The sequence below is a fragment of the Mycobacterium sp. genome, from assembly GCF_035314665.1.
Lineage (GTDB): Bacteria > Actinomycetota > Actinomycetes > Mycobacteriales > Mycobacteriaceae > Mycobacterium.
Genome location: NZ_DATFZD010000359.1, coordinates 1 through 24,165, shown reverse-complemented (window position 1 = coordinate 24,165; position 24,165 = coordinate 1). Strand labels below are relative to the sequence as shown.

The 24,165-nt window shown below is 64.4% G+C and carries 29 protein-coding genes and 4 pseudogenes; 18 read left to right on the top strand and 15 right to left on the bottom strand.

Features of this window, described 5'->3' with window-relative positions; translation table 11 throughout:
* The first annotated feature begins 46 nt into the window (after window positions 1-46).
* Window positions 47-214 carry a DUF3117 domain-containing protein gene (locus tag VKI00_RS24875; RefSeq protein ID WP_003406247.1) on the top strand — a complete coding sequence of 56 codons (168 nt, stop codon included), beginning with the start codon at window positions 47-49 and terminating at the stop codon, window positions 212-214.
* Between the two features lie 34 nt (window positions 215-248).
* On the opposite strand, the gene glgA is transcribed toward VKI00_RS24875, so the two are convergent.
* Window positions 249-1,421, bottom strand: coding sequence for a glycogen synthase (gene glgA / locus VKI00_RS24870; protein WP_324442268.1), 1,173 nt, complete (start codon window positions 1,419-1,421; stop codon window positions 249-251).
* 246 nt (window positions 1,422-1,667) lie between these two features.
* Between glgA and glgC the strand changes: the two genes are divergently transcribed.
* Window positions 1,668-2,882: a glucose-1-phosphate adenylyltransferase gene (gene glgC, locus VKI00_RS24865; RefSeq protein WP_324442266.1), complete on the top strand. Its 1,215-nt coding sequence runs from the start codon at window positions 1,668-1,670 to the stop codon at window positions 2,880-2,882.
* A 58-nt stretch (window positions 2,883-2,940) separates the two neighbouring features.
* On the opposite strand, the gene VKI00_RS24860 is transcribed toward glgC, so the two are convergent.
* The 5 genes from VKI00_RS24860 to VKI00_RS24840 all read right to left on the bottom strand — a co-directional run bounded on the left by VKI00_RS24860 (window position 2,941) and on the right by VKI00_RS24840 (window position 7,572).
* The gene (locus tag VKI00_RS24860; protein WP_324442265.1) at window positions 2,941-3,615 is read right to left on the bottom strand and encodes an isoprenylcysteine carboxylmethyltransferase family protein; all 675 of its coding nucleotides are present in this window, start codon (window positions 3,613-3,615) and stop codon (window positions 2,941-2,943) included.
* Window positions 3,616-3,624: 9 nt separating this feature from the next.
* The gene (locus tag VKI00_RS24855) at window positions 3,625-5,265 is read right to left on the bottom strand and encodes an ABC transporter permease (RefSeq protein WP_324442263.1); all 1,641 of its coding nucleotides are present in this window, start codon (window positions 5,263-5,265) and stop codon (window positions 3,625-3,627) included.
* The gene (locus tag VKI00_RS24850) at window positions 5,262-6,197 is read right to left on the bottom strand and encodes an ABC transporter ATP-binding protein (RefSeq protein ID WP_324442261.1); all 936 of its coding nucleotides are present in this window, start codon (window positions 6,195-6,197) and stop codon (window positions 5,262-5,264) included. Before VKI00_RS24850 ends, VKI00_RS24855 begins: the two co-directional genes overlap by 4 nt.
* The gene (locus VKI00_RS24845) at window positions 6,187-6,831 is read right to left on the bottom strand and encodes a TetR/AcrR family transcriptional regulator (protein ID WP_324442259.1); all 645 of its coding nucleotides are present in this window, start codon (window positions 6,829-6,831) and stop codon (window positions 6,187-6,189) included. The genes VKI00_RS24850 and VKI00_RS24845 overlap by 11 nt, the downstream gene beginning before the upstream one ends.
* A 72-nt stretch (window positions 6,832-6,903) precedes the next feature.
* Window positions 6,904-7,572, bottom strand: coding sequence for an O-methyltransferase (locus tag VKI00_RS24840; protein ID WP_324442257.1), 669 nt, complete (start codon window positions 7,570-7,572; stop codon window positions 6,904-6,906).
* Window positions 7,573-7,836: 264 nt separating this feature from the next.
* Here VKI00_RS24840 and sigE point away from each other — a divergent pair, with 264 nt between their 5' ends.
* The 4 genes from sigE to tatB all read left to right on the top strand — a co-directional run bounded on the left by sigE (window position 7,837) and on the right by tatB (window position 11,166).
* Window positions 7,837-8,622, top strand: coding sequence for an RNA polymerase sigma factor SigE (sigE, locus tag VKI00_RS24835; protein ID WP_324442255.1), 786 nt, complete (start codon window positions 7,837-7,839; stop codon window positions 8,620-8,622).
* Window positions 8,623-8,752: 130 nt separating this feature from the next.
* Window positions 8,753-9,187 (top strand): anti-sigma E factor RseA, encoded by a 435-nt coding sequence (gene rseA / locus VKI00_RS24830; protein WP_324442253.1) that lies wholly within the window; start codon window positions 8,753-8,755, stop codon window positions 9,185-9,187.
* 86 nt (window positions 9,188-9,273) lie between these two features.
* Window positions 9,274-10,770 carry a S1C family serine protease gene (locus VKI00_RS24825; RefSeq protein ID WP_324442251.1) on the top strand — a complete coding sequence of 499 codons (1,497 nt, stop codon included), beginning with the start codon at window positions 9,274-9,276 and terminating at the stop codon, window positions 10,768-10,770.
* Window positions 10,771-11,166 carry a Sec-independent protein translocase protein TatB gene (tatB, locus tag VKI00_RS24820; protein ID WP_324442248.1) on the top strand — a complete coding sequence of 132 codons (396 nt, stop codon included), beginning with the start codon at window positions 10,771-10,773 and terminating at the stop codon, window positions 11,164-11,166.
* Here the strand turns inward: tatB and VKI00_RS24815 are convergent.
* Window positions 11,163-12,254 carry an IS630 family transposase gene (locus VKI00_RS24815; protein ID WP_324442246.1) on the bottom strand — a complete coding sequence of 364 codons (1,092 nt, stop codon included), beginning with the start codon at window positions 12,252-12,254 and terminating at the stop codon, window positions 11,163-11,165. The genes tatB and VKI00_RS24815 overlap by 4 nt on opposite strands.
* Before the next feature lie 298 nt (window positions 12,255-12,552).
* Here VKI00_RS24815 and VKI00_RS24810 point away from each other — a divergent pair, with 298 nt between their 5' ends.
* The gene (locus VKI00_RS24810; RefSeq protein ID WP_324442244.1) at window positions 12,553-13,044 is read left to right on the top strand and encodes an MPT63 family protein; all 492 of its coding nucleotides are present in this window, start codon (window positions 12,553-12,555) and stop codon (window positions 13,042-13,044) included.
* A 182-nt stretch (window positions 13,045-13,226) separates the two neighbouring features.
* On the opposite strand, the pseudogene VKI00_RS24805 reads toward VKI00_RS24810, so the two are convergent.
* Window positions 13,227-13,388 (bottom strand): annotated as a pseudogene (locus VKI00_RS24805) (glycosyltransferase); the annotation flags it as partial.
* Here VKI00_RS24805 and VKI00_RS24800 point away from each other — a divergent pair.
* A pseudogene (locus VKI00_RS24800) lies at window positions 13,377-13,605 on the top strand (HIT family protein); the annotation flags it as partial. The pseudogenes VKI00_RS24805 and VKI00_RS24800 overlap by 12 nt on opposite strands.
* Here VKI00_RS24800 and VKI00_RS24795 read toward each other — a convergent pair.
* A complete protein-coding gene (locus VKI00_RS24795) occupies window positions 13,591-15,009 on the bottom strand; it encodes a HAMP domain-containing sensor histidine kinase (RefSeq protein ID WP_324442243.1) in 1,419 nt (472 codons plus the stop codon). The pseudogene VKI00_RS24800 and the gene VKI00_RS24795 sit on opposite strands and share 15 nt — an antisense overlap.
* Window positions 15,010-15,013: 4 nt before the next feature.
* Window positions 15,014-15,748: a response regulator transcription factor gene (locus VKI00_RS24790; protein ID WP_324442240.1), complete on the bottom strand. Its 735-nt coding sequence runs from the start codon at window positions 15,746-15,748 to the stop codon at window positions 15,014-15,016.
* A gap of 135 nt (window positions 15,749-15,883) precedes the next feature.
* Between VKI00_RS24790 and VKI00_RS33885 the strand changes: the two are divergent.
* The 7 genes and pseudogenes from VKI00_RS33885 to VKI00_RS24755 all read left to right on the top strand — a co-directional run.
* Window positions 15,884-16,064: pseudogene (locus VKI00_RS33885) on the top strand (glycosyltransferase); the annotation flags it as partial.
* 306 nt (window positions 16,065-16,370) lie between these two features.
* Window positions 16,371-16,706 carry a hypothetical protein gene (locus VKI00_RS24780; protein WP_324442238.1) on the top strand — a complete coding sequence of 112 codons (336 nt, stop codon included), beginning with the start codon at window positions 16,371-16,373 and terminating at the stop codon, window positions 16,704-16,706.
* Between the two features lie 415 nt (window positions 16,707-17,121).
* The gene (locus VKI00_RS24775; protein WP_324442236.1) at window positions 17,122-17,445 is read left to right on the top strand and encodes a DUF732 domain-containing protein; all 324 of its coding nucleotides are present in this window, start codon (window positions 17,122-17,124) and stop codon (window positions 17,443-17,445) included.
* A gap of 292 nt (window positions 17,446-17,737) precedes the next feature.
* Complete coding sequence (locus tag VKI00_RS24770) at window positions 17,738-18,061, top strand: hypothetical protein (protein WP_324442235.1); 324 nt, start codon at window positions 17,738-17,740, stop codon at window positions 18,059-18,061.
* A complete protein-coding gene (locus tag VKI00_RS24765) occupies window positions 18,048-18,197 on the top strand; it encodes a hypothetical protein (protein WP_324442233.1) in 150 nt (49 codons plus the stop codon). The genes VKI00_RS24770 and VKI00_RS24765 overlap by 14 nt, the downstream gene beginning before the upstream one ends.
* A gap of 152 nt (window positions 18,198-18,349) precedes the next feature.
* Complete coding sequence (locus VKI00_RS24760; RefSeq protein WP_324442231.1) at window positions 18,350-18,532, top strand: hypothetical protein; 183 nt, start codon at window positions 18,350-18,352, stop codon at window positions 18,530-18,532.
* Between the two features lie 180 nt (window positions 18,533-18,712).
* A complete protein-coding gene (locus tag VKI00_RS24755; protein ID WP_324442229.1) occupies window positions 18,713-18,928 on the top strand; it encodes a three-helix bundle dimerization domain-containing protein in 216 nt (71 codons plus the stop codon).
* A gap of 364 nt (window positions 18,929-19,292) precedes the next feature.
* Here VKI00_RS24755 and VKI00_RS24750 read toward each other — a convergent pair whose 3' ends face one another.
* Window positions 19,293-19,544, bottom strand: a complete 252-nt coding sequence (locus VKI00_RS24750; protein ID WP_324442227.1) for a hypothetical protein — start codon at window positions 19,542-19,544, stop codon at window positions 19,293-19,295.
* A gap of 57 nt (window positions 19,545-19,601) precedes the next feature.
* Here VKI00_RS24750 and VKI00_RS24745 point away from each other — a divergent pair, with 57 nt between their 5' ends.
* Entirely contained in the window at window positions 19,602-20,051 is a 450-nt protein-coding gene (locus VKI00_RS24745) for a hypothetical protein (RefSeq protein ID WP_324442225.1), read from the top strand.
* On the opposite strand, the gene VKI00_RS24740 is transcribed toward VKI00_RS24745, so the two are convergent.
* Window positions 20,048-20,212, bottom strand: coding sequence for a hypothetical protein (locus VKI00_RS24740; protein WP_324442223.1), 165 nt, complete (start codon window positions 20,210-20,212; stop codon window positions 20,048-20,050). The two genes, VKI00_RS24745 and VKI00_RS24740, sit on opposite strands and share 4 nt — an antisense overlap.
* A gap of 174 nt (window positions 20,213-20,386) precedes the next feature.
* Window positions 20,387-20,752 carry a hypothetical protein gene (locus VKI00_RS24735; RefSeq protein WP_324442221.1) on the bottom strand — a complete coding sequence of 122 codons (366 nt, stop codon included), beginning with the start codon at window positions 20,750-20,752 and terminating at the stop codon, window positions 20,387-20,389.
* Window positions 20,753-21,398: 646 nt separating this feature from the next.
* On the opposite strand from VKI00_RS24735, the gene VKI00_RS24730 reads away from it, so the two are divergent.
* Window positions 21,399-21,698, top strand: a complete 300-nt coding sequence (locus VKI00_RS24730; RefSeq protein ID WP_324442219.1) for a hypothetical protein — start codon at window positions 21,399-21,401, stop codon at window positions 21,696-21,698.
* A gap of 112 nt (window positions 21,699-21,810) precedes the next feature.
* On the opposite strand, the gene VKI00_RS24725 is transcribed toward VKI00_RS24730, so the two are convergent.
* Window positions 21,811-22,098 carry a hypothetical protein gene (locus tag VKI00_RS24725; protein WP_324442217.1) on the bottom strand — a complete coding sequence of 96 codons (288 nt, stop codon included), beginning with the start codon at window positions 22,096-22,098 and terminating at the stop codon, window positions 21,811-21,813.
* Between the two features lie 226 nt (window positions 22,099-22,324).
* Between VKI00_RS24725 and VKI00_RS24720 the strand changes: the two genes are divergently transcribed.
* A complete protein-coding gene (locus VKI00_RS24720) occupies window positions 22,325-23,371 on the top strand; it encodes a site-specific integrase (RefSeq protein ID WP_324442215.1) in 1,047 nt (348 codons plus the stop codon).
* A gap of 574 nt (window positions 23,372-23,945) precedes the next feature.
* Here the strand turns inward: VKI00_RS24720 and VKI00_RS24715 are convergent.
* Window positions 23,946-24,165, bottom strand: a pseudogene (locus VKI00_RS24715) (hypothetical protein); the annotation flags it as partial.

Below are 24,165 nucleotides of genomic sequence, written 5' to 3'. Positions count from 1 at the left end.
CCAGGTCCGTGACGGCGGGCCAGCTCGAACCTGGAGGGAGCACTCGATGGCGGCGATGAAGCCCCGGACCGGAGACGGTCCACTGGAAGCGACCAAGGAGGGGCGCGGCATCGTGATGCGGGTACCGCTGGAGGGCGGTGGCCGACTCGTCGTCGAGCTGACACCCGACGAAGCCGCCGCGCTGGGCGACGAACTCAAAGGCGTCACCAGCTAAACCCCGCCGAACCAAACGCGTGTCGCGCGTCGCGTTACGCGCACACCTTCCGGTAGATCTCCAGCGTCTGTTCCGCGATGCGTGTCCAGGAGAATTCCGCGATGCAGCGGCGCCGTCCCGCTTGGCCGTACCGCTCCGCCTTTTCGGGATCCGCGATCAGGGCGTTGACCGCCTCAGCGAGCCTGGTCCGATAACCGGTCGCGTCATCAGGGTCGTAGTGCACCAGCGAACCGGTGACTCCGTCGTCGACCACCTCGGGTATCCCACCCACGTCGGAGGCCACCACCGCGGTGCTGCAGGCCATCGCTTCGAGGTTGACGATGCCCAACGGCTCATACACCGAAGGACATACGAAAACCGCTGCAGCCGAAAGTATCTCGCGTATGTCTCCGATGGGCAGCATTTCCCTGACCCAGAACACGCCGATGCGCGTGCGGGCCAGCTCGGCTACCCCGGCGGCCACTTCGGCGGCGATTTGCGGCGTGTCGGGCGCTGCGGCGCACAGCACCAACTGGACCTCGGGATCGAACTGATGCGCGGCCGCCAGCAAGTGGCCGACACCTTTCTGCCGGGTGATCCGGCCGACGAATGCCACCATCGGCCGGTCGCGGTCGACGCCGAGGTCGGCGAGCATAGAGCCACCGGGGGCAGACTCCGACGGCCCTACCGGGTGCCACACCTCGGTGTCGATCCCGTTGCGCACGACGTGCACCCGGCTGGGATCCAGCGTCGGATACACCCGCAACACGTCGTCGCGCATGCCCGAGCTCACGGCGATGACGGCGTGCGCCGCGGTCACCGCGCCCTGTTCCGCCCACGACGAGATCCGGTAGCCGCCGCCGAGCTGTTCGGCCTTCCACGGCCGCAACGGCTCCAGCGAGTGCGCAGTCAACACATGCGGGACGTCGTAGAGCATTGCCGCCAGCTGCCCGGCCAAGCTGGTGTACCAGGTGTGGGTGTGGACGACGCTGGCTTCCGCGGCGGCATTGGCCATCAGCAGATCGGACGACAACGTCGACAGCGCCGGGTTCGCGCCGCGCAGCCGCGAGTCGGGCTGATACGTGAACGCGCCCGCCCGGGGCGCGCCCATGCAATGCACATCAACCTGGCACAGCTTGCGCAGCTGCACGACGAGCTCGGTCACGTGCACGCCGGCGCCGCCGTAGATCTCCGGCGGATACTCCCGAGTCATCATCGCCACCCGCATACCGGGCACGGTAGTTCGCCGACGATGCGGGCCGCGAATCGGCCCGAGGAGGAGGCGGACGATCAGATTGAGTGCCGACGATGCGGGCCGCGAATCGGCCCGAGGAGGAGGCGGACAATCGGATTCAGTGTCGGCTCGGGATGGTGCAGTCGCCGGGTTCATCCATAGGTTGATGGACAGTCCGTCAGCGTGGGTATGCAGGAGAATGAGCTAGCAGCGGTTGACAACGGCCGATAGGTTTGATTCATGAGGGAAGCGCCACACGTGCTGGGCATCGTCCTGGCCGGGGGGGAGGGCAAGCGGTTGTATCCATTGACCGCGGACCGGGCCAAACCCGCGGTTCCCTTCGGCGGCGCTTATCGGCTGATCGACTTCGTTCTTTCCAACCTCGTCAATGCCCGCTATTTGAGGATCTGCGTTCTCACCCAATACAAGTCGCATTCACTCGACCGTCACATTTCGCAGAATTGGCGGTTGTCCGGGTTGGCCGGTGAGTACATCACCCCGGTTCCAGCTCAGCAGCGGCTCGGTCCGCGCTGGTACACCGGCTCTGCCGACGCGATCTATCAATCGCTGAACCTGATTTACGACGAGGATCCCGACTACATCGTGGTTTTCGGCGCCGACCACGTGTACCGGATGGACCCCGAGCAGATGGTCCAGTTCCACATCGACACCGGCGCCGGGGCGACAGTGGCCGGTATCCGGATGCCCCGCGCCGAAGCGTCCGCGTTCGGGTGCATCGACACGGACGAGTCCGGCCGCATTCGCAAGTTCCTCGAGAAACCGGCTGAGCCGCCGGGAACCCCCGATGACCCGGATTCCACTTACGTATCGATGGGCAACTACATCTTCACCACCAAGGTGCTCGTCGATGCGATCCGTGCCGACGCCGACGACGACCACTCTGATCACGACATGGGCGGCGACATCATGCCGCGGCTGGTCTCCGACGGGTTGGCCGCGGTCTACGACTTCTCCGAAAACGAGGTGCCCGGCGCCACCGACCGTGATCGGGCCTACTGGCGTGACGTGGGTACGCTGGACGCCTTTTACGACGCCCACATGGATCTGGTGTCGGTGCATCCGGTGTTCAATCTGTACAACCGACGCTGGCCGATCCAGGGCGCGACCGAGAATCTGGCGCCGGCCAAATTCGTCAACGGCGGCTCCGCGCAGGAGTCGGTGGTGGGGGCGGGCAGCATCGTCTCGGCCGCGTCGGTACGCAACTCGGTGTTGTCGTCGAACGTCGTTGTCGACGACGGCGCGATCGTGGAGGGCAGCGTGATCATGCCGGGTGTGCGAGTCGGCCGCGGGGCGGTGGTGCGCCACGCGATCCTGGACAAGAACGTCGTCGTCGGACCCGGCGAGATGGTAGGGGTGGATCTGGAAAGGGATCGCGAACGCTTCGCGATCAGCGCCGGCGGCGTGGTCGCCGTGGGCAAAGGCGTCTGGATCTAGCCCGGCGACGATGCGCGCCGCGTAGCGGCGGGAGGAGGAGTCGGGCAATCGGATCCAGTCACCACACGTAGGGCACCAGTCGGTAGTGCACCTGTTGCGCGTACTCGCTGTAGCCGTCCAACTCTTGCTTGAGTAGCTGTTCTTCGTCGCCAATGCGGACGGCCAGCCCGAGCACGCCAGGTATGACGAAGACGAGTCCCCAATAAGAGCCGAGCGCCAGCGGCACGCCCAGCATCATGATGATGGTGCCGGTGTACATCGGGTGGCGGACGAGCGCATACAGGCCGGTGGAAACCAGCTTCTGTCCGGATTCGACCGTGATGGTCGAAGCGGCGTAACCGTTCTGGATGACCACCAGCATGGAAATACCAAGTCCAACAGCGACCAGCACGTCGCCAACCATGGAGACGGCGGCCGGTACTGGCGACCAGCCATAGCGATGGTCAAGGACACTGACCACGATCAGCGCCACCAGAGACAAGAACGCGACGACGATAACCGCCTTCTGCACCGGCCTGGTTTCCGCGACCGGTCCCGTCCGCATACGCCGCTCGAGTGCAGCAGGGTTGGTCCGCAGCAAGTAGAGGCTCGGGATCAACGTCGAGAGGGCAAACACCACCAGAAAAACCCATGCTTGCCAGTAGCTGAACGTGCCTGCAGGCCAGAACAGCATCGCAAGGAACATCGCAGTTCCAATGACGGAGAATGCCACTACTTTAGGAACAGTTTTCATGAATCCTCCTTATGTCTGCACGTCGCGACGGCGAAAGGCCGCCATTCCCAATGCAATTAACCCGGCGTCGATCGCCAACAACCACAGCAGTGGAACCGGCGTGAACGTCCCGCCGGTGACCCGCGGAATGTGCGCGAAGGGTTCCAGGTCGAGCAGCCACTGGGGAAAGCCCGACAGCGACCCGATCAGGTAGAGCGCGACGAATCCGACCAGCACACCCCAAGATAGCGAGCTGAATCTCGGTGCCAGCCCGAACAATGCGACGGTCACTGCGGCCGAGAGCCACACCGCGGGCAGCTGTACCGCGGCGGTCGCGACGACCATCGCAAGCTTGCCGCCGACGTCGTGTGCTGCGACGCCGTACGTCAGTCCGGCCACCGACCCGGCAATCAACATCGCGACAGCAGAGCCCAGCAGCGCGATCGCCAGATGGCCTGCCAGCCAACGACTCCGGCCCACCGCGCCGCCCAGCACCGTCTCGGCCCGCTGGCTGACCTCCTCCTGATGCGGCCGCAGGGCCAGCGAGATGGCGAATGCGGCCGCCATCATGCCCAGCATGCAAAACGCCACCGCGACAAAAGCTTGCTCCAATGCACTAGTACCGCCCATGCGCTGGACAACGTCTTGCGCCGTGCCGCCGCCCAGCTCGTCGCCGATGCCGTGCACGACGCTACCGATCAGCAAGCCATATAGGCACAGCCCGACGGTCCACAGCAGCAGTGCGCCGCGGTCCAGCCGCCAGGCCAACCCAAACGCGTTCCGCAGCAACGGCGTTGCGGTCGCCGGGCCCGGGCGTTCGGCGATCAAGCCTGCGCCGACATCGCGTCGGGAAAGCAGCCGGTAGGCCAGCGCCGTGAGCAACGCGGTCGTCGCAAGGTGCAGTAGCAGCACCCACCACCGGTCGCCCGCGTACGGACGAACCTGCAGCGACCAGCCCAGCGGCGAAAGCCACGACAAGGTGCCCGAACCGGCGTCACCGATGGCGCGCAACGTGAATGCGGTTGCCAGCGCTGCGAATGCGGTGCCGCGGGCGAACCGGGCGCTGGGTGACAGCTGGGCAGCCACCGCGGCCACCGCGGTGAACACCAGGCCGGAGCCGGCCAGCGCGGCCCCGAACGCCAGCGAGCCGTCCGGCGGCACGCTGGTGGTGAGCAGGCCGGCCGCCCCGATGGCGCCGGTGATCACTGACGCCCCGAACGACAGCAGCAGGGCCGCGGTCAGGCTGGCATACCGGCCCACCGCGGTCGAGTCGATCAGTTCCGCGCGGCCGGTTTCCTCGTCGGCGCGGGTGTGGCGGATGACGGTGAGAATGACCGCCACGGCGATCAGCAGATCGAACATTCCGGCTTTCCAGATGCCGGTCGCGCCGAGGCTGTCGTTGTAGATCTGTCCGTAGAGCGCCCGCTGCGCGGGGCTGGCCATGATCGTTGCGGCGAAGGCGGCGCGGGCAGCTTGGTCGGGGTAGACCTTTTCGATGCTGCCGACATACACGGTCCCCAGCGGCACTGACAGCAGAAACACCCACAGCGGCAAGACCACCCGATCGCGCCGCAGGTAAAGGCGCAGCATCCCGAGCGTTCCGGTGAACGCCGAACCGCGTTGCGGCGCTTCGTGTGCCGGATGGTGCGGCCGTTCCAACGTGGTCGTCATGCCCGCACCGCCTGACCGCTGACGTCACGCCGGCCTTCGGTGCCGTAATGGCGCAGGAACAATTCCTCCAGGGTGGGCGGCTGGCTGACCAGGCTGCGCACGCCCGTGTCGCCGAGCACCCGGATGAGTTCACCAAGACTCTCGCTATCGACGTGGGCGTGCAGCGTGGCCCCTTCGTATCTGACGTCCTCGACGCCACGGATACGGGTTAGATCGCCTGGGTCGCGAAGCAGCTCGGCCGTGATCGACGTCCGGCTGAGGTGCCGCATCGACTCGAGTGTCCCGCTCTCGACGGTCTTGCCGGCGCGAATGATCGTCACCCGCCCGCACAGCCGCTCAGTTTCGGCGAGGATGTGGCTGGACAGCAGGACCGTTGTGCCGCGGTCCCGCGCTTCTGCGACGCATTGCTGAAAGATGTTCTCCATCAACGGGTCCAGCCCGCTGCTCGGCTCGTCGAGCAGCAGCAGCCGGGCCCGCGACGAGAACGCCGAAATCAATGAGACTTTCTGCCGGTTTCCCTTGGAGTAGGTTCGCGCCTTCTTATGCGGGTCGAGCTCGAAGCGCTCGATCAGCTCCGCGCGACGCCGTTCGTCGATGCCGCCGCGCATGCGTGCCAGCAGATCGATGGTCTCACCGCCGGTGAGGTTGGGCCACAACGTCACATCGCCTGGAACATAGGCGATGTGACGGTGCAGCTCGACGGCGTCCGTCCAGGGGTCGCCGCCGAGCAGCCGCGCTGTTCCGCCGTCGGCCTTCACCACTCCCAGCAGGATGCGGATCGTCGTCGACTTTCCGGCGCCGTTGGGTCCCAGGAAGCCGTGCACCTCGCCCTCACGAACCGTCAGCTCCAGGCCGTCCAGCGCCCGAACCGAGCCGAAATTCTTTGTCAGATCGTGGATTTCGATCGGCGCGCGGTAGCTGTCAACTAACATCGGATTCTCCTTGTCGTTCTGCTTGAGCCAGAAAGGCGTCGTACATGGTGCTGTCCGCCATCAGCCCTTGGGTGTAGACCTCGAGGGCGGGCAGCATCGTGTCGCGGGCGTAATCGCGCAGTACTGCACGCAGATCCGTGGGCGTCTCGTGCATCTGCAGGTACATCAGAAAGCCGCCGCCGCCGGTGATCGCCAGATACTTCGCCCTGGCGCGAGGGTCGCGGCTGGGCTTGAGCGTTCCGGCGCGCACGCCCTCTTCGAGGTAACTCTCGGCGTTGTCGACCATCCTGCGCATCAGCATTTTCGCGAGCTCGCCGCCCGCCTGCATGCTGCGGACCAGGTAGGCCATCATCGGGGCGTACGACTCGATTTCGGCGAGCTGTGCAAACCAGGTAGCCGGATCGCTGGATTGCATCGCCTCCGACTTGTCGCTGCGGATCTCTTCGGCGACGTAGTCGTCGCAGGCCTTGCGCAGACCGTCCTTGGAGCCGAAGTGGTGGATGACAAGCGCCGCGCTAACACCCGCCGCTTCGGCGATCGACCGCAGCCCGACGCCGAAGCCGTGTTCGCCGAACTGCTCGATCGCCGCGTCGCGGATCCGGGCCGCGGCGGTCAGATCGTCGACTGAACGCATGTTCAGGACACTAAACGCATGTTCAGTCGCGCGTCAAGGAGGCGCGCCGTCAGGAATCCGTAAAAGGCGGGATCAGTCGCGAACCGCGGCCAGCAAGCCGTCGCCGAGCGGCACCAACGCGGGAGTCAGCAGCTCGTTCTCGGCGATCAGCCGCGCCGCCTCGCGCACCGCGGTGACGTCCGCGTCGTGGGCCGCCGGGTCGCCGGCCCGGCCGCCCAACGCGGCCCCATGAACGACGATGGCCCCGCCGGAGCGCAGCAGCCGCATCCCTTCGATCACGTAATCCGGCTGATCGAGCGGGTCGGCGTCGATGAAGACCAGGTCATAGGACTCATCGGCCAGCCGGGTCAGCACCTCCTGGGCCCGGCCGCTGATCAGCCGAGTCCGCGACGGTCCGATCCCGGCGTCGGAAAACGCCTGCTTGGCGATCAGCTGGTGCTCGGGCTCGATGTCGATCGTGGTCAGCACGCCGTCTTCACTCATCCCCGACAGCAACCACAGGCTGCTGACCCCCGCCCCGGTGCCGACTTCCACGACGGCTTTGCCGCCACTGAGCTTGGTCAGCAGGCTGATCAGTGCCCCGACCGCGGGGGTCACCGCGCCAACACCGATGTCGACCGCGCGGTCCCGGGCGGCCAGCAGAACCGCGTCTTCGGAAATCGACCCCTCGGCATGTGCGGAGAGCGATTCGGCCCGATTCGTCGGTGCAGGCTGGCCTGGCGTGTGGTCGCTGGTGGCCATTCCCGCAGCCTAAGTCCAACCGCTGGCCCACGCGGTCAGACGCGCCCGTTGCCACCGCCCGGCGACGATGCGTGCCGGAACGGCCCGAGGAGAAGCCGGGCAATCGGGCTCGCGGGGCACGCCGCGACACGCCCGGTCGTTAGAGACGATAAAGGTCACAATTTGATGAATATGACCAGCGCAACGGGGTAGCGGCAGCCATTCTTAGTGAAAGTTCAGTGCGATCACATACCGCACATACGCCGGTAGGCGACGGTATCCCCCATGGAACGTGGAGGCCGCTGGTCCGGGAATAGATCCCCGCGCCTTCGTGTTACGCGCGATGAGGAAATGCCTAGCCTCGACGGTAGTTTGACCCCGGAGGAATTGAACATCACCACACTGATGAGCCCAGCCAGCATGTCGCATCCCGAGCGGTATCGCGACGCCGACTGGGTTGAGCCTGACGACGAGCCATATGGCACCGCCGTCTTCGACGCGACCGGCGACAAGGCGGCGATGCCGTCATGGGATGAGCTTGTCCGTCAGCACGCCGACCGGGTTTACCGGTTGGCCTATCGCCTTTCCGGCAACCAGCACGATGCCGAGGACCTGACCCAGGAGACCTTTATCCGGGTTTTCCGATCGGTGAAGAACTACCAGCCGGGAACCTTCGAAGGCTGGCTGCACCGCATCACCACCAACCTGTTTCTGGACATGGTGCGCCGCCGCGGCCGGGTCCGGATGGAGGCGTTGCCCGACGATTACGACCGGGTGCCCGCCGATGAGCCGAACCCCGAGGAGATCTACCACGAGTCGCGGCTGGGCCCCGACCTGCAGGCGGCGCTGGATTCATTGCCGCCCGAGTTCCGCGCGGCTGTCGTGCTTTGCGACATCGAAGGTTTGTCCTACGAGGAGATCGGGGCCACCCTGGGGGTGAAGCTCGGGACCGTGCGCAGCCGCATCCACCGGGGACGACAAGCACTGCGCGACTATCTGGCGGCGCACTCCGAGGGAGCCAGTCATTCGTCGGCCGGCGCCAGGTCCACCGGGCCAGAGCTCACGGATTAGGACACCAGCCGCGACACACGCCGTCTGATCCGCTGTTCATTGGTGTTCCGTAACGGGCAGCGCGCTACATTCGAGGTAGTGCTCGCTATTTCTGGATAGACCCGAACGCTAATACGGAGAGGAGCCGGTGATGGTCGACCGGGGACATGTGTTCCGCCGCGCGTTCTCCTGGCTTCCCTCCCAATTCGCCTCGCAAAACGACGCGCCGGTCGGTGCGCCGCGCCAGTTCGGCTCTACCGAGCATCTGTCCATTGAGGCGATTGCGGCGTTCGTCGACGGTGAGCTGCGGATGAACGCGCATTTGCGCGCGGCGCACCACATCTCGCTTTGTCCCGATTGTGCCGCGGAAGTGGACGGTCACCGCCGGGCCCGCGCCGCGCTGCGCGATTCCCGTCCGATCAGAATCCCCAGCACGCTGCTGGGATTGCTGTCGCAGATTCCAGACTGCCCGCCCGACGACGAGGCCGGCCATGCCGAGAACGGCCCGTGGAGGTCGCCGCGCACGCACCGGGGCGGGGATCATTTAGCTGACGGCAACCCGCCTGACCGGCGCGAGCCTCGGTAGGGTGGGTAAAAGTTCGGCCAAGCCGGTGCCCAGCGCCGTGCTCCAGCCCATAGCGCACATTTCTCAAGCGCTCGGAAGAGGATGACGTGAGCTCCGACCAAGACAACAACGGCGCCCCTAGGCTGGCGCCGCGCCCCATTTCCCGGCCGCCCGTCGACGCCGCGTCGCGCCAAGCTTTCGGTCGTCCCGACGGCGTGCACGGCTCGTTCGTCGCCGAAACAGTGCGTCCGCCGAAGTATCGCAACTCCAGTGAGTTCACCCCGCACGATGAGCCGGCCGACCCGGTTCTTTCGGAGGCCTTCGGCCGGCCCTTCCCCGGAGCCGAGTCGTTGCAGCGCCATCCGACCGATGCCGGCGCGCTCGACGGTGACAAAGACCAAGCAGACGAGCCTGACGACCCGTGGCGCGACCCGGGTGCGGCCGCGGCGCTGGGCGAGCCGGCCGTATCGCCCTCCGGCCCACACGGCGCCGGCGTGGAGCGTGACCGGCTCGGTGTGCGCGACGTGCTCTTCGGTGGGCGGGTGTCCTACACGGCCCTGCTGGTGCTTGCCGTCCTCGCGCTCTTGATCGGCGTGGTCGGCGGTGTGGTCGGGCGCAAGACGGCCGAGGTTGTCGAGGCCTTCACCACCTCCAAGGTGACGCTGGCGACCAACGGCAACAGCGAATCACCCGCCGGGCGATTCGCCAAAGTCGCTGCCGCGGTGGCTGATTCGGTGGTGACGATCCAGTCGGTCAGCGATCAGGAGGGGATGCAGGGATCCGGCTTCGTCGTCGACGGCCGCGGCTATATCGTCACCAACAACCACGTCATCTCCGAAGCGGCCAACAATCCCAGTCAGTTCAAGACCACCGTCGTCTTCAACGACGGCAAGGAAGTTCCCGCCAACCTGGTCGGCCGCGACCCCAAGACCGACTTGGCTGTTCTCAAGGTGGACAACGTCGACCACTTGTCGGTGGCCCGGCTCGGTGACTCCGACAAGGTGCGCGTCGGCGATGAAGTCCTCGCCGCCGGTGCGCCGCTGGGTCTGCGCAGCACCGTGACGCACGGCATTGTCAGCGCACTGCACCGGCCTATCCCGCTGTCGGGTGAGGGTTCGGACACCGACACCGTCATCGACGCCATCCAGACCGACGCCTCGATCAACCACGGAAACTCCGGTGGCCCGCTGATCAATATGGATTCTCAGGTCATCGGCATCAACACCGCCGGCAAATCGCTGTCCGACAGCGCCAGCGGGCTGGGCTTCGCCATTCCGGTCAACGAGGCGAAATTGGTTGCCCAGACGCTGATTAAAGACGGCAAGATCGTGCACCCGACGTTGGGCCTGAGCACCCGCTCGGTGAGCAACGCAATCGCGCAGGGCGCGCAGGTCGCCAACGTCAAGGCGGGGAGCCCTGCGGAAAAGGGCGGGATTCTGGAAAACGACGTGGTGGTCAAGGTGGGCAACCGCGGGGTCGCAGACTCCGAGGAGTTCGTCGTCGCCGTGCGGCAGTTGACAATTGGGCAGCCCGCCCCGATCGAGGTGGTTCGCGACGGCCGCCACGTGACCCTGACGGTGACGCCCGGTCCGGACACCAGCTAAATGTTCGCCAACGTCGGTTGGGGAGAGATGCTGGTGCTCGTGGTGGTCGGGCTGGTTGTCCTGGGCCCCGAGCGGCTACCCGGCGCCATCCGATGGACCGCCGCGGCGCTGCGTCAGGCCCGCGACTACCTCAGCGGGATGACGACCCAACTGCGCGAAGACATCGGGCCCGAATTCGACGACCTGCGTGAGCCGCTCAGCGAGTTGCAGAAGTTGCGCGGCTTGACGCCGCGTGCGGCGCTGACGAAACACCTGTTCGACGGCGACGATTCGCTGTTCACCGGCAACTTCGACCGGCCCTCATCGGTTAGGCCCAGCGAGCCGGTCGTGCCCCCCTCACCCCAGCCGCAGCAGCCGCTGACCGGGCCCGCACCGTTCGACGCCGACGCTACCTAGTGTTCCCCGCCGTTAATTCGTTTCATTAATCGTTCGATGGCCCGGAGGATCTGTTCGGCGGTCTTGGTCCAAACGAATGGTTTGGGGTCCTCGTTCCAGGCGGCGGCCCAGGCGCGGATGTCGCGTTCGAGGGCCTGCACACTGCGGTGATCGCCGCGTTCGATGAGTTGGCGGGTTAGTTCGGCGAACCAGCGCTCAACCTGATTTAGCCAGGAGGCGTAGGTCGGAGTGAAGTGCATGTGGAAACGAGGATGAGCGCCAAGCCATTTGGCGACGGTGGGTGCCTTGTGGGTGCCGTAGTTGTCGCAGACCAGGTGAATGTCGAGGTGGTCGGGGACCTGGGTGTCGATGGTGGCCAGGAACTTGCGGAACTCGATCGCGCGGTGGCGCCGATGCAAGGCGGTGACGACGCTGCCGTCGCTGATGTCGAAGGCGGCGAACAGGCTGGTGGTGCCCGAGCGCACGTAGTCGTGGGTGCGTTTCTCGGGCATGCCGGGCATCATCGGGAACGCCGGCTGGCTGCGAGCCAGCGCCTGGATCTGGGACTTTTCGTCCACGCACAGCACCACCGCGGCCTCGGGCGGGTCGAGGTAGAGCCCGACGATGTCGTAGAGCTTCTCCACGAACAGCGGGTCGTTGGACAGTTTGAAGTCCTCGCTGCGGTGTGGTTGCAGCCCGAACGCGCGCCAGATCCGCCCGATCGTCGACTCGGACAGCCCCGAGCGTTTGGCCATCGATGCCCGCGACCAGTGCGTGGCGTTGGCCGCGGTGGATTCCAGCGTGGCCACCACCACGTCTTCGACCTGCTCGACGGTCACCGACGCGGGCCGGCCCGGCCGCGGCTCGTCGACCAGCCCGTCGCACCGCGCCTCGACGAACCGGCGCCGCCACTTGCCCACCGTCGGCTGCGACACCCGCTCGCGCGCTGCCACCGCCTTGTTCGACAGCCCCTCGGCGCACCCCAGCACGATCCGCGAGCGCAGCGCCAACGCCTGCGCGGATTTGCGCCGCCGCGTCCACCGGGTTAGCGTGCTGCGCTCCTCATCGGTCAACACCAACTCCGCCGTCGGCCTGCCACGCTCCGCCACAAACGAATCATCCCACGGGGCAATCTGTTTCGCCGATGAACCGCGCCGGCAAGCTCTCATTACAATTATATAACGAATTTCTGGCGGAGGACACTAGTTGTCGGCCCGCCACGCTCTCTCCTCGTGGCGGGCCGATTCATGTCAGCGACGGGCCAGGTCGGCCAGCGTCCGCCATTTGCGCAGTTAGAACGCGATGTTCACGTTTGAAGTGCCGTCGCTTGGCTATGCCAATTAAGTGCCGTTTGGCCCCAACGTTTGGGTACCGCTCGAACGGCAAAGGAAGATAAAGGAGCCCATCGTGAAGTTCACGACGAAGATTGTCCAGACCGCCATCGGTGCCGCGGGAATAGCTGCGGTAGGCGTTTTCGCCCCAGCAGCTGCCTCCGCCGCACCGCCAAACATGCAGGAATTCGGTACCAGCGAATCGCTGGTCGACGGGCCAATGGTTACCGCCTACACGGTGAGCAACCTGCAGCCCAGCACCATAGCGATTCCCGGCTACACCCCTAAAGGAACGCTTTACCAGGCAGACATCACCGCCACGTCGGACGGCGGAACCGTTACCCCCATGGTCAGAGACTTCAGCGCCCTCGCGCCCAACGGTCACACCTACAAGCTGATCGACAAGGTTGGGGCCCCGAATGGCCTTAACCCGGCGCCTATCCCCCAAGGCAGCGAATCGAGGGGCACCCTGTACTTCGACGTGACAGGCGCGCCGCCGATGGGCGTCGTCTACAACGACGGACAGCAAGAACTTCTGATCTGGGCGTCGAACGTGCGGGGGGCCTAGGCGCCGCCGGGAAACCGATTCTCCGTAGTCCACGTCGGAATAGTTGATTGCCCCGTCCCGGCTCTAAACGGCGCGGGGCAATCACTTTGAGATTGCCTCGTGGCGAGCCGATTTATGTGCCTGGCGTACTGACGGGTGAGACGATCCCGTGGTGGGTGAACGAGATGCAGCGCAGGCCGTGATATGCCTGCCGCCGTGGTGCCCGCGCCGCCGTGGTGGACGACCGCGCGGCAAGCGGGAAAGATGGCCGCGTGGTTCACCGCGCTGACAACTTTGACGTGGTCGAAATGTTCGATGTGGGAGAAGTTATTGGGCCCAGAGCAGATCAACGCTCGGTCGCCCAGCTAGTCGGCAGGGCCGCTGCCATGCGTCCGACGCTCACCGCGCCGGGCGCAATCATCGCCGGGCTCGAGGTTCCCCACCTTCACGTCCACGTCTTCCCGACTCGCAGCCTAGGGCGATTTCGGCTTCAGCACTGTCGATCGCAACCCGTCTGCGGCATCCCTCGATGAGGCGCAGGCAAAATCAAGGGTGGTGCTCGCCGAGTTAGTACCTGGCTGAACCTGCGTGTGCGGGCACGTCGGCGATACGCGGCAGGCTGACGTAGAAGCGGCAGCCCTGCCCGAGCGCCGTGGTCACGGTCACGGTGCCGCCGTGGGCGTGGACCAGCGAGTCCACGATCGACAGCCCCAAACCGCTACCGCCGCTGGAATGCGTGCGCGATGAGTCGGTGCGATAGAACCGTTCGAAGATGCGAAGCGCGTCCTGCTGACTCATCCCGGGCCCCGTATCGACGACCTCCAAGATCGCGTCGTCGGCGTCGGTGCCGACCCGCACGGTGATGTCAGCGGTCTCCGGTGTGTGTTGCAGGGCGTTGTTCACCAGATTGCCGAGCACCTGACGCAGCCGGGGCTCGTCGCCGAGCACCTCCGGGGTGCCGGGACCGTCGAACACCTCCATGGTGATGTTGCGCTTCGGCGCGACCGCCTGCGCATCATGCACGGCGTCTGTGGCCAGCGCCAGCAGGTCGACCCGGTTGTGCTCGATGGGACGCTGCGAGTCCAGCCGGGCCAACAGCAGCAGATCGTCGACCAGCTGGCCCATCCGGCGCGATTCGCTTTCGATTCGTGACATCACCATTTCCATGTCGCGGGCGGCGCCCTGTCGATACAACTCGGCGAAGCCGCGCATCGTGGTCAGCGGAGTCCGCAGTTCATGGCTGGCGTCGGTAATGAATCGGCGCATCCGGTCTTCCGAGGTATGCGCCTTCTCCACCGCGCCCTGGATTTGAGCGAGCATCCCGTTGAGCGACCGGAAAAGCCGACCGATCTCAGTTCGCGGATCACGTTGGGGAACACGGCGATCCAGCTGGCCGGCGGCGATCGCCGCAGCGGTCTGTTCGACCTCCATCAACGGTCGCAGGCTACGGTTTACCACCCAATACCCGGCCACACCGACGACCAGCAACACCGCCGCGCCGATGCCGAGTTGCAACCAGATCAGTGCATGGACCGTCTCTTCGATACCAGAAAGGTCATAAGCGACAGTGACCAATCGACCCGTCGGTCGGTGCACCGACACCGCCCGCCACGGCACTTTGGAGTTACCCACCGATCCGACAGTCCTAGGCACGGGTCCGACGTCGCTGTTGGCCGGCAGGGCGGGTTCGGCGTTTCTGTCGTTGATGACCGTTCGGCGCCCTTCCAACTCGATGCTGCGCACATAGAAGTTCGACGGCGGGCGGTCGAGGTTTGCCCCGTGAGGTACCTGTAGCTCCCCGCGCGGGAACAGCGCCCAGCCGCGCGACGCCTCCACGAGCGTCTGGTCGACCTTTTCGATCAGGGTGTGACGCAGGATCTTGGTGACCGCGATGCCGGAAGCTGTCAGCCCGCACGCCGCTAGCAGCAGGAGGGCGGCAATGAGGCCCACGCGGAGCGGCAGGGCGACCCGAAGTTGTCTCGGCATCTCGTTATCGCGGCTCCCTCAGCACATAGCCCACCCCACGCAACGTGTGCAGCAGTCGCCTCTCGCCGGTGTCGATCTTGCGGCGCAGATACGACACATAGGATTCGACGACGTTGACGTCACCGCCGAAGTCGTAGTCCCAGACGTGGGCGAGGATTTTCGGTTTGCTCAACACGGTGCCGGCGTTGATCACGAAGTAGCGCAGCAGGGTGAACTCGGTGGGCGACAGCGACACTGCCTCGCCGCCCTTCCACACCTCGTGGGTGTCCTCGTCGAGCTCGATGTCGGCGAACGTCAGCCGGGCGTTGCGGCGCTCGGTGACACCTTTTCCGGTGCGCCGCAAGATAACTCGCAACCGAGCGACCACCTCTTCCAGGCTGAACGGTTTGGTGACGTAGTCGTCACCACCGAGCGTCAGCCCGGCGATCTTGTCCTGCAGCGAGTCGCGGGCGGTAAGGAACAGCGCAGGCGCGTCGATGCCGTCGGCGCGTAGCCGGCGCAGCACCCCGAAGCCATCCATACCGGGCATCATCACGTCCAGGATCACCGCATCCGGCTTGACGTCGCGGGCCAAATCCAGCGCCGCGGGTCCGTTCTTAGCGGTGTGCACCTCGAAGCCCTGGAACTTGAGGCTGACCGAAAGAAGTTCGACGATGCTGTCTTCGTCGTCGACGACGAGTACCCGCGCCTCGGGACTGGTCTCTGTTGCGGCTCCGGGTGCCGATGCCATGGTTCTCATGACCTGCTATTTAACTAAAGGAAGCCTCCACGGACGCCGTGTTATTACTGTTGCGTTGCTGTGAGTTCGGTGCGGGCCGGATCGCGGACAACCCCCAGGGTTGTCGCCGCTGAGTCCCCGGGTTAGGTTCCGCCGATGAAATTTGTGCTGGCCGGCTATGGAAGTCGCGGCGATGTCGAGCCCTGCGCCGCTGTCGGTCGGGAGCTGCTGCGCCGAGGTCACGAGGTGCGCGTAGCGGTGCCGCCTAACCTGCTTGGGTTCGTCGAGTCGGCGGGGCTTGCTGCGGTCGCCTACGGACCAGACTCTCGCGAGCCGCTAAACGCGTCCACGGATTTCATTAGCCACGTTAGGAATCCGATCGGCGCCCTCCCTGAAATTGTGGATCGTGTGACCCAGGTCTGGGCGGACAAGGGCACGACGTTGACATCGCTGGCAAAAGGGGCCGATCTGCTGTTTCTGGCACAACAGCGTCGGGCTGCCCCGTATCTCTCAGAATTGCTCTCTGACGGGGCCGCTCGACACCAACTGTTGTGCCATCGAGCGCACTCCCGCGCCGGGTAGCTGAATTACGATGGCACGCCACAGGACTCGACACCGACCACGACACAGCGAGGAGGCCGAAATGCCAAGCGAGAACGACGACTTGCAAGCTGAGCGCGACCGGCTGAGTAACGAGTGCATGCGGCTAAGAGTTGAACGCTCCACCGGCGTTCCAGCCGACCTGCTCAGGCAGGCAACCACTAAGGAGGAAGCCAACGCTGTTGCGGCCCAAGCGATTACCTGGCGCGGCGACGTGCCACCGGCCCCGGCAGTGACAGCACCGACCGGCGCAGCGACGTACGGCAGCATTAACGGTGTGTCGCAAGTGTCCCGCAACATGCTGCAGTATCTATCAGCCGACCAGATCAACCAGCTTCGGCGAGAAGGCCGGTTTGGTGGCCGAAGGTGTGGGCATTGATCAGCACGACCAGCAGCCGCGCAACGGGAGGCCATGGTAAATGTCACGCAGAAACCGGCGGCGCGACCAATCACCGCTGAAAATCAAGCTCGACAGGACCTCTCGCGTCGAGGCCGTCATAAAGGTAGACGCAGCGGTGTTCATTCGGAATGAGGCCCATTGGTCAGTGAGATGTCCCAAATGGTGAACTAAAGCAAGCTACAGGGAATACACAACCAAGCTGCAGCCCAACGCAAGGTTACGCAGGCATCATACAGGCGGAGCAAGGCGGTCAAAACATCGTTGCCGCAACGATGCATCGCGCGCGCTCAGAAAGGTGGCAAATGTCATGTCAACCCTATCCCGCGGAGCTCTCAGTAGTGCGGTCGTGTCAAGGCGGGCTAACGGTGGCGCGCGAAGGGTTTCGATAGTTGGCATGGCCGTCCTGGCGCTTATGGCTTTGGGTGCCAAGCCCGTTGCGAACGCCAATACGACGGACTTCTTTGCCGCACTGCAAGCAGCAGGCATCAACGGGCCGGGACCGGCGATGCTGGTAGCCGGTGAGGACGCTTGTGATGATATCTGGGAGCGCGGCTACCCTACGCTTCAAGCAGCGGGTGCAGCAGTGCAGAAGAACTATGCGACGCTGACCAACGACCAGGCCATCAGCCTCCTCAATGCAGCGTATCAACATTTGTGTCCAACCCGTCCTGCACCAGGGGAGTTCGACTGGTGGGCCTATAGCAACGGGTCCGGCTAATCGCCGCAATAAGCAGGCCGGGACCGCGACGGGCGGGTCGTTGACTTCGCCCTGATCGAACCGTTCTGGATCTCTGTCTATGCCCGTGCGGTCGCTGCGTCCATGCGGAGTGTCTGGTCATGGCACCACACAAACACCTCGACCGCGAGGTGCCAGATGGATGACCTGTTCGGCCTCCTCGACGCATGCCGCGTGACCTCAAGGAGATCCGCAGGTAACGGCAAGCGCGAATGCTCCAGCGCGCCAACTCATTCGCGCGGGACCAGGAGAAGTCAACCGACTTCTTCGGGAGATGAACGCGGCGGAATTCGCGCCGTTCATTCCGGCGGGGCAGATGCCGAGATCTCGCATCTTCCGCCAGTCCTACTTGACGGTGTGGTTCTACGTTGGCCAGATCGACCGGGTCGAAGTCGAGGGCGCGTTCAACTCCTTATCGGGTTTCACCGAGGGGATCACCGAGAAGCTCGACATCGCACCCCAGTTGTCGATGCCATCGTCTGGAACAGAACCCAGGTGGCAGATCCCTTACTTGCTCGCGAAGCTGCGCCGGTTTGTGACACGGGAGGAATCGTCCGTGTCCAAACGAAAGGTGGTAAGTACCAATGACATCCACTGAGGACATCACCTTCGCTTACTGCCGGGCCGTCGTCTTAGCGCACGCGAGCGAAACACGCTGTGAGACAACGGCCCATCCCGAGAAGGCCGAGGGGCTGCAGGAGTCCCTTAAAGCCGGGGTGGTGCAACGTGATTGAACATCACTCCCGTGCTTTTCACGGTGGTGTACTTACAGTGCGAGCGTCACACGCACTTGAAGATGTGGCCGTCGCGGAATCGGAACAGATAGCCACCGGCCCCACCGGAGCCGCGGCGGCCTCGGCGCAGCGTGCGAGACACGCATGCTCCGATGTTCACAACCAGCCACGACGAGCCGAATCCCGGCGAGGTCACCGACGAGGAGGCCGGGTACGGCCCAGCCGACGGGCCGGAGGTGCCGTGGGCGCAGCAGGGGGATCCGTATCTCGGCGGTGTCCCAGCGCCGGAGCAGGCCGAAGGCGCGCGGGTGCCCTGGTACGACCGGCTGGGATAGCGCCAAACGACCGCCCAGCGTGCCCAGGACGGCCCGAACGGGCCTGGCCGGGTGGTTCTCTTCCCCCCGCCAAGGGGTTCCGGCGGCTCTGAGGGATAGCGGATTTCACGCCGGTCAGTCCTCCCAGGCCCAGGGGTTGACCACTCGCATAAGCGATGCGACCCTGAGCGGGTGGGAGAGGTGAGCGAGCAGGCGCCTATCGGACAAGTTGTTGAGCGGCTCGCCCGAAGTAATCCGACACTGCCGCAAGAAATTGTGGCCACGTTGGTCAACGAGGCCCACTCGAGATTTGATCAAAGCAAGGTTCGCGATTTTGTCCCGCTGCTCGTCGAACGCAGGGCCAAGGTTCTGTTGGCGAAACTGGCAGCGGATCTCATCGACACCCCAGTCAATTGAGGCTGGTTGACCGTGACTACGGAAGACTGCGCGGCGGAATAGAAGTCATCGTCGCTGTCGGTATGTGCGTGGGGTGCCACCAGCAGCCCCACCAGCAGCGCCACCAGTAGCGCCAACAGTGCGAGGGCCACGGCCAACATGTTTCGCTTCACGCCAACCGACGTTAGGCCCGTAACCCCTGCTAGCGAACGTGGCGAAAGTCCTCGTGTAGGCGTGCCGTTGGTCATCGCCCGCTGGCTGCGCCGCTGGCGGGCGAACCGGCCTCCGGTGGTGCCCATCCCGGCCAGGGGGTTGCGATGAACTGGTCGGCGTGTACGGCGACTGGTCCGACTGTCGGATGACGGGGCGGAAGTCCGTTGCCCGGTTACTCGTAACCAGTGAAATCCTCGCCGGTTTTGATCTGCGGGAAGCGTTTCGCGCTTTCTTGCAGGGCGATGACGGGCCGCAGCGCCGCACCAACCGCCCACCCGTCGCTAAGCGTCGTCTCGATGATGTCGAATTTCTCCTGCGGATCGGCCACTACTATGTCCCGAATCTGTGCGTGCGACTTCGGTTCATCCCCCTGGATGGCGACCAGGACTGGGCGCATCAGTGTCTGGAAGTCGGGAATCGCCACAAGCCATCACATTAACCATTCGGCTCCAGCCGTAGGCCCATATTTTGAGGTGACCACATGGAGTCACCGATAACATGGCTTGACATGCCGCGCCGCAAGCAGGTGTACAAGATCACCTACCCCAACGGGAAAATCTACGTCGGCATGGACCTGACAGGCACGGCGCTATACATGGGTAGCCCGAGCGCCTACGAGCGAATCGTCGCCGACCTCGAACTCGACCCGGATCGGTTAGAGCTAACGCTGCGAAAGGAAATCCTGTGGGAATCCGAAACGGCCACCGACGCCGAAGTTCGGGCGATGGAAATGAAGCTCATCCGAGAAACCGGGGCTAACGATCCCGCGATCGGCTACAACAAGTTGCCTCGTCATCGTCCCGACAGCCGCGTCGCGGACCTTCAGGGTCGCGACTACGACGCCCTGGTGGAGATGCCTACGCCGCCGGGTGTCACGACACCACACACCGGCAGCATCGGCAAGCGGCGGCGCGGTGGCGGCGGGGTCTAGCAGACGGCGGCGGGTCCCGCCGGGCGCTGCCCTTCCTGCTTAAATCTCTGAAGTGCTTGGCGCGCGTCAGCTTTGACCTGCTCCTTGGACTTGCCTTTGGTGCTGATCATGTCGACGAGTTTGCGCTGGCCGGACATGCCGTCGAGCATACCGCCCGGCATCACTGCGAAGCTGAGTCGCCGGATCTCGACATGGAGCGGTTCCTACACCGGCGGCTGGCTGAAGCGGGTCGCCGCGACCGACGACGATCATCGCCGTCGGTGAACCGGTCACCATCTCCGACCCGTAGGCCGTAGGCGGCATCACAACGCCGTGCTGAGCCGCGCGGCGGAAGTTTACGGCTGGGTTGGCGAACCTTGCTCACCACCCGCTGCCGGGGGCGGCAGAACATTGGTCGTTTCCTGGACGTTGTTCACGATGTTGATGATCTGCGTGACCTGGGTTGGCGTCACAGGATGCAGGACCGCGTAGATCTGGAACATCATCGTGATGAACGCGAAGAGGAGATTGCCGATCGCGACTATTTCTTGCGGACTCCGCTGCCTCAAATCTGCGGCAAGCTTCGGGGACGTCGACTCGACAGCGGCCACCAGCATCTCCGCCGACTCCACATGCACCACCGTCGCGGCTATGTTGTCCCGCAGCTCCTCAATCTGCTCCCAGGTGAGAATGGAAAACATTTCCCTACTGATGGCGTCCACGTAGTACCGAAGCTGGTCCCAATAATCACGTCCGACAGACCGTTTGAACTCAGCGAATACATGCCGGCCCTCACTGTCGACCCAATGGGCATCGGGTCGCCATTGGCGATTCGAAGGTTGACTCGTGTCTCCAGGTTCGGTCATCTGCCCCCACTTAGAACAGTCCAGCCGTCGCGCATGGTACGGCTGCTAACTCTGCTTCAATGCCAGTAACAGTAAGGCGCTGGCAAGCCCTGGGGGGTGATCGGCACGGGCCATACGTCGCCGTCGACGGCGTCCCAGGGGGTCTCCGCAAGGTCTCCGCAAGGTCTGACCGGCGAGAACTACATTGGCAACGGATAGGCAAGCCCCGCCGTCGTAGTCCAAAATGGCCTCTGAGCTGCATAAATATCTGTGCCCCCCCGGCAGTCCCCCCGGCAGGATTCGAACCTGCGGCCTTCTGCTCCGGAGGCGGAATCGACCCGTCCGCTTGCATCCGTCGGCGTCTGCAAGAGTCTGGTCTGAGAATTCGAAATCGCATGCGTCGCAATCAGATCTGTGCGTGTCAGTCCATGCGAGTATTTTCCAGTCCGAGGACGTCCGCGCGACAAGTTTCATACGAGTTGACAACGTCGTGACACCCTCAGCGAGATAGGGGAGGTAAATGATGGTTTCTCTGATCCGCGTCCTGGCGCTCGTCGCGGTCGCGTCGGGCAGCGTAGCCATCGTCGGCGGTGTCATCCGCTATGCGTGGCTGATTCTGGCTGTCGTGGCCGCCGTCGCGCTGCTATGGCTGCTGTGGTTCGCGGGATGGTTGGATCGCCGGCTGACAACGCGCGATGCGATGCGAGCCGCCCGCGCGGCGGCGCTGGCAGCCGTCGCCGCCCGCGCTGACCAGCAGCACGCATGGGTGCTCGCCGGCGACGACCGCGGCGTCTACGGGCAATTCCCGCCAGTAGCGACGTAACGAACTGTTCGATCTGGCGCGAAAACCGGCCGCATGGCCGACAGTAAGTCGACCGCGTCCAGGCGACCACGAAGGTGGCAAAGTAGCCGAGGTCAGCCGAACTCGACGCCGATCATCGTGGCTCCAGCTGGCCTGCCTGCTGCTCCGAAAGCTGGACCCTGAAGTAGCCGTATAAGGCTGCAAACAACGCACCGGCAAGCCAACCCCCCGCATTGAGGGCGCCGATCACCAGACTTGCGGCAAAGGCCACAGCCACCGGAAAGACTAGGTCTACCACGTTCCTGAAGTAGACAGCCAAGCCGATTCCGCCAAAGATGAAGCCAACGATGCACGCTACCGCAGCGTTCTTCCCTTTGACTGAGGGCAGTCGCATCATCATCTTCTCGATGTCGTCGATCATCTCTGCTCCTTAAGTTCGTAGGTGCAGTTACTTCGTGTTGTTAGGTTGTGCTGCGAGTGTCGCCCGGTTGAACACCGACCACACGAGTAGTCCGCTACTCGTCTGCCACAGCAGGCACACTCGACATGTTCGCCCTCACGGAGATCCAAGACACACCTTGTCGGCACGTAGTGCGTGTCTCATGGATAACTGCGGATATCCACAAATTGATGGGACCATTGGGCCTATGACGAGGACGTCTCGCAGGTCCCCTGCTCCCAAGGCCTCGGAATCGGGTTATCCGCAGTGGTTCTCGGTGTTTCTGGCCGATCGCGGCGTACGCAAGCCATCACCGCACACGGCCAAGGCCTACCGACAGGACTTCGCCGCGATCGCCGAGCTGTTGGCCGGCGACCGCGCACAGATCGCCGAGCTGACACCTGCCACCATCACGAAGGAGGCGATGCGGGCGGCCTTCGCCACCTACGCGGACACTCACGAGCCCACCTCGATCCGGCGATGTTGGTCGACATGGAATACGTTGTGCGCCTTCCTTTACACCAGCGAACTGCTCGAGTCCAACCCCATGCCGCTGATTGGTCGCCCCAAGGTTCCCAAGTCGTTGCCGAAGGGACTCGGCGCCGAGACGGTCTCGGGTCTGCTGGCGGCGATCGACTCCGACACCGGCGCACGCCGGCGCAGCGACTGGCCCGAGCGCGACCGGGCCCTGGTGTTGACCGCAGTACTGGCGGGATTGCGGGCCGACGAGCTCATTCACGCTAACGTCGGCGACATCCGAACCACGGAAGGCGGCGGCGTCATCCACGTACGCGGCAAGGGCAATAAGGATCGCCGGATCCCGGTGGAAGAGGGCTTAATTAAGGTTCTCGAACGCTATCTGGACTCCCGGGCGGCTCGCTTCCCCGGTACCACAAAACGCCACTCCGCCAGCCCTGGTCTCGCGGTGTGGCCCGCGACCGCCGCCCTGTTCGTCGGCAGCGACGGTGAGCGAATCACCCGGGGCGTGCTGCAGTACCGCGTGCTCCGGGCCTTCAAGAGGGCTGGCCTGAACAATCAACGAGCGCGTGGCGCCCTAGTGCACGGGCTGCGCCACACCTACGCCACGGAACTCGCCAATTCAGAAGTCAGCGTCTACGCGCTTATGAAGCTGCTCGGACACGAGTCGATGGTGACATCACAGCGCTACGTCGACGGCGCTGGCGCCGAGAACCGTGCCGCCGCGGCCCGAAATCCGCTATATGGGCTCATCGACAGTAACCCGCCCGCACTCTGAGGCGTCAAGCACATATTTCGCCGAACTGTTTTAAACGCCGACTTCGTTATCACCTTGCACCAGCGGACTTCAGCTACGGGGATCGAGTCGGTATCCAGCGGTAGGCGAACCATCCTGTGTTGCAATTACTTTGGGCCGGTTTTTTTCACGTTAAATTACGTTCGGATGCCACGATAGTTCATGCATAATAACAGTTATGCATGATATGGGCGGGACAACACACCGAGTCTGCGCGGCGGCATCGCAATCCGTTGATGTGAACCGTATTAGAAATCGCACCGTACACGTCGTCATAGGTGGCATCCCGAAAGCTGTTGTTGCACAGACAGTTAGGAAACATGGCGTGGGTTGCTGGTAACCCTCCATATTCGAATCGGCCGTATTCGTTGTCGCGGGCCACGCCTGCAAGCGTTTGAGGCGGAGGCATAGGTAGTCAGCGCGAGGCAACGCCCGCCATGTGCGGCCACCGCGGCGCTGCGTGCTGACCACCGCCGGGCCGCCCTGCGCTGCTTCGTCATCGCTTTCTCCTCGGACCGTTACGATCTCTGCACTGTCGTCATCTTCGATGTGTCGCTCATCTGAGGCGGTCCCGGACATCTAGCTGATGTTTCGTGCGTCTGGCGATCTGTCGCGCACGAGACCTCAGTTGATCGTTACCGATTCCCACTCGCGCGGCCAGCGTGCGGGTACTCCACTGCGTGGACCCATCCAGCGGCCGCTCACTGTGGGTCAGGCGCAGCACCTCTTCCACTGTGCCCACCGGCAGGCTCGGCTTGCGTCCGCGGCCCTTCGCG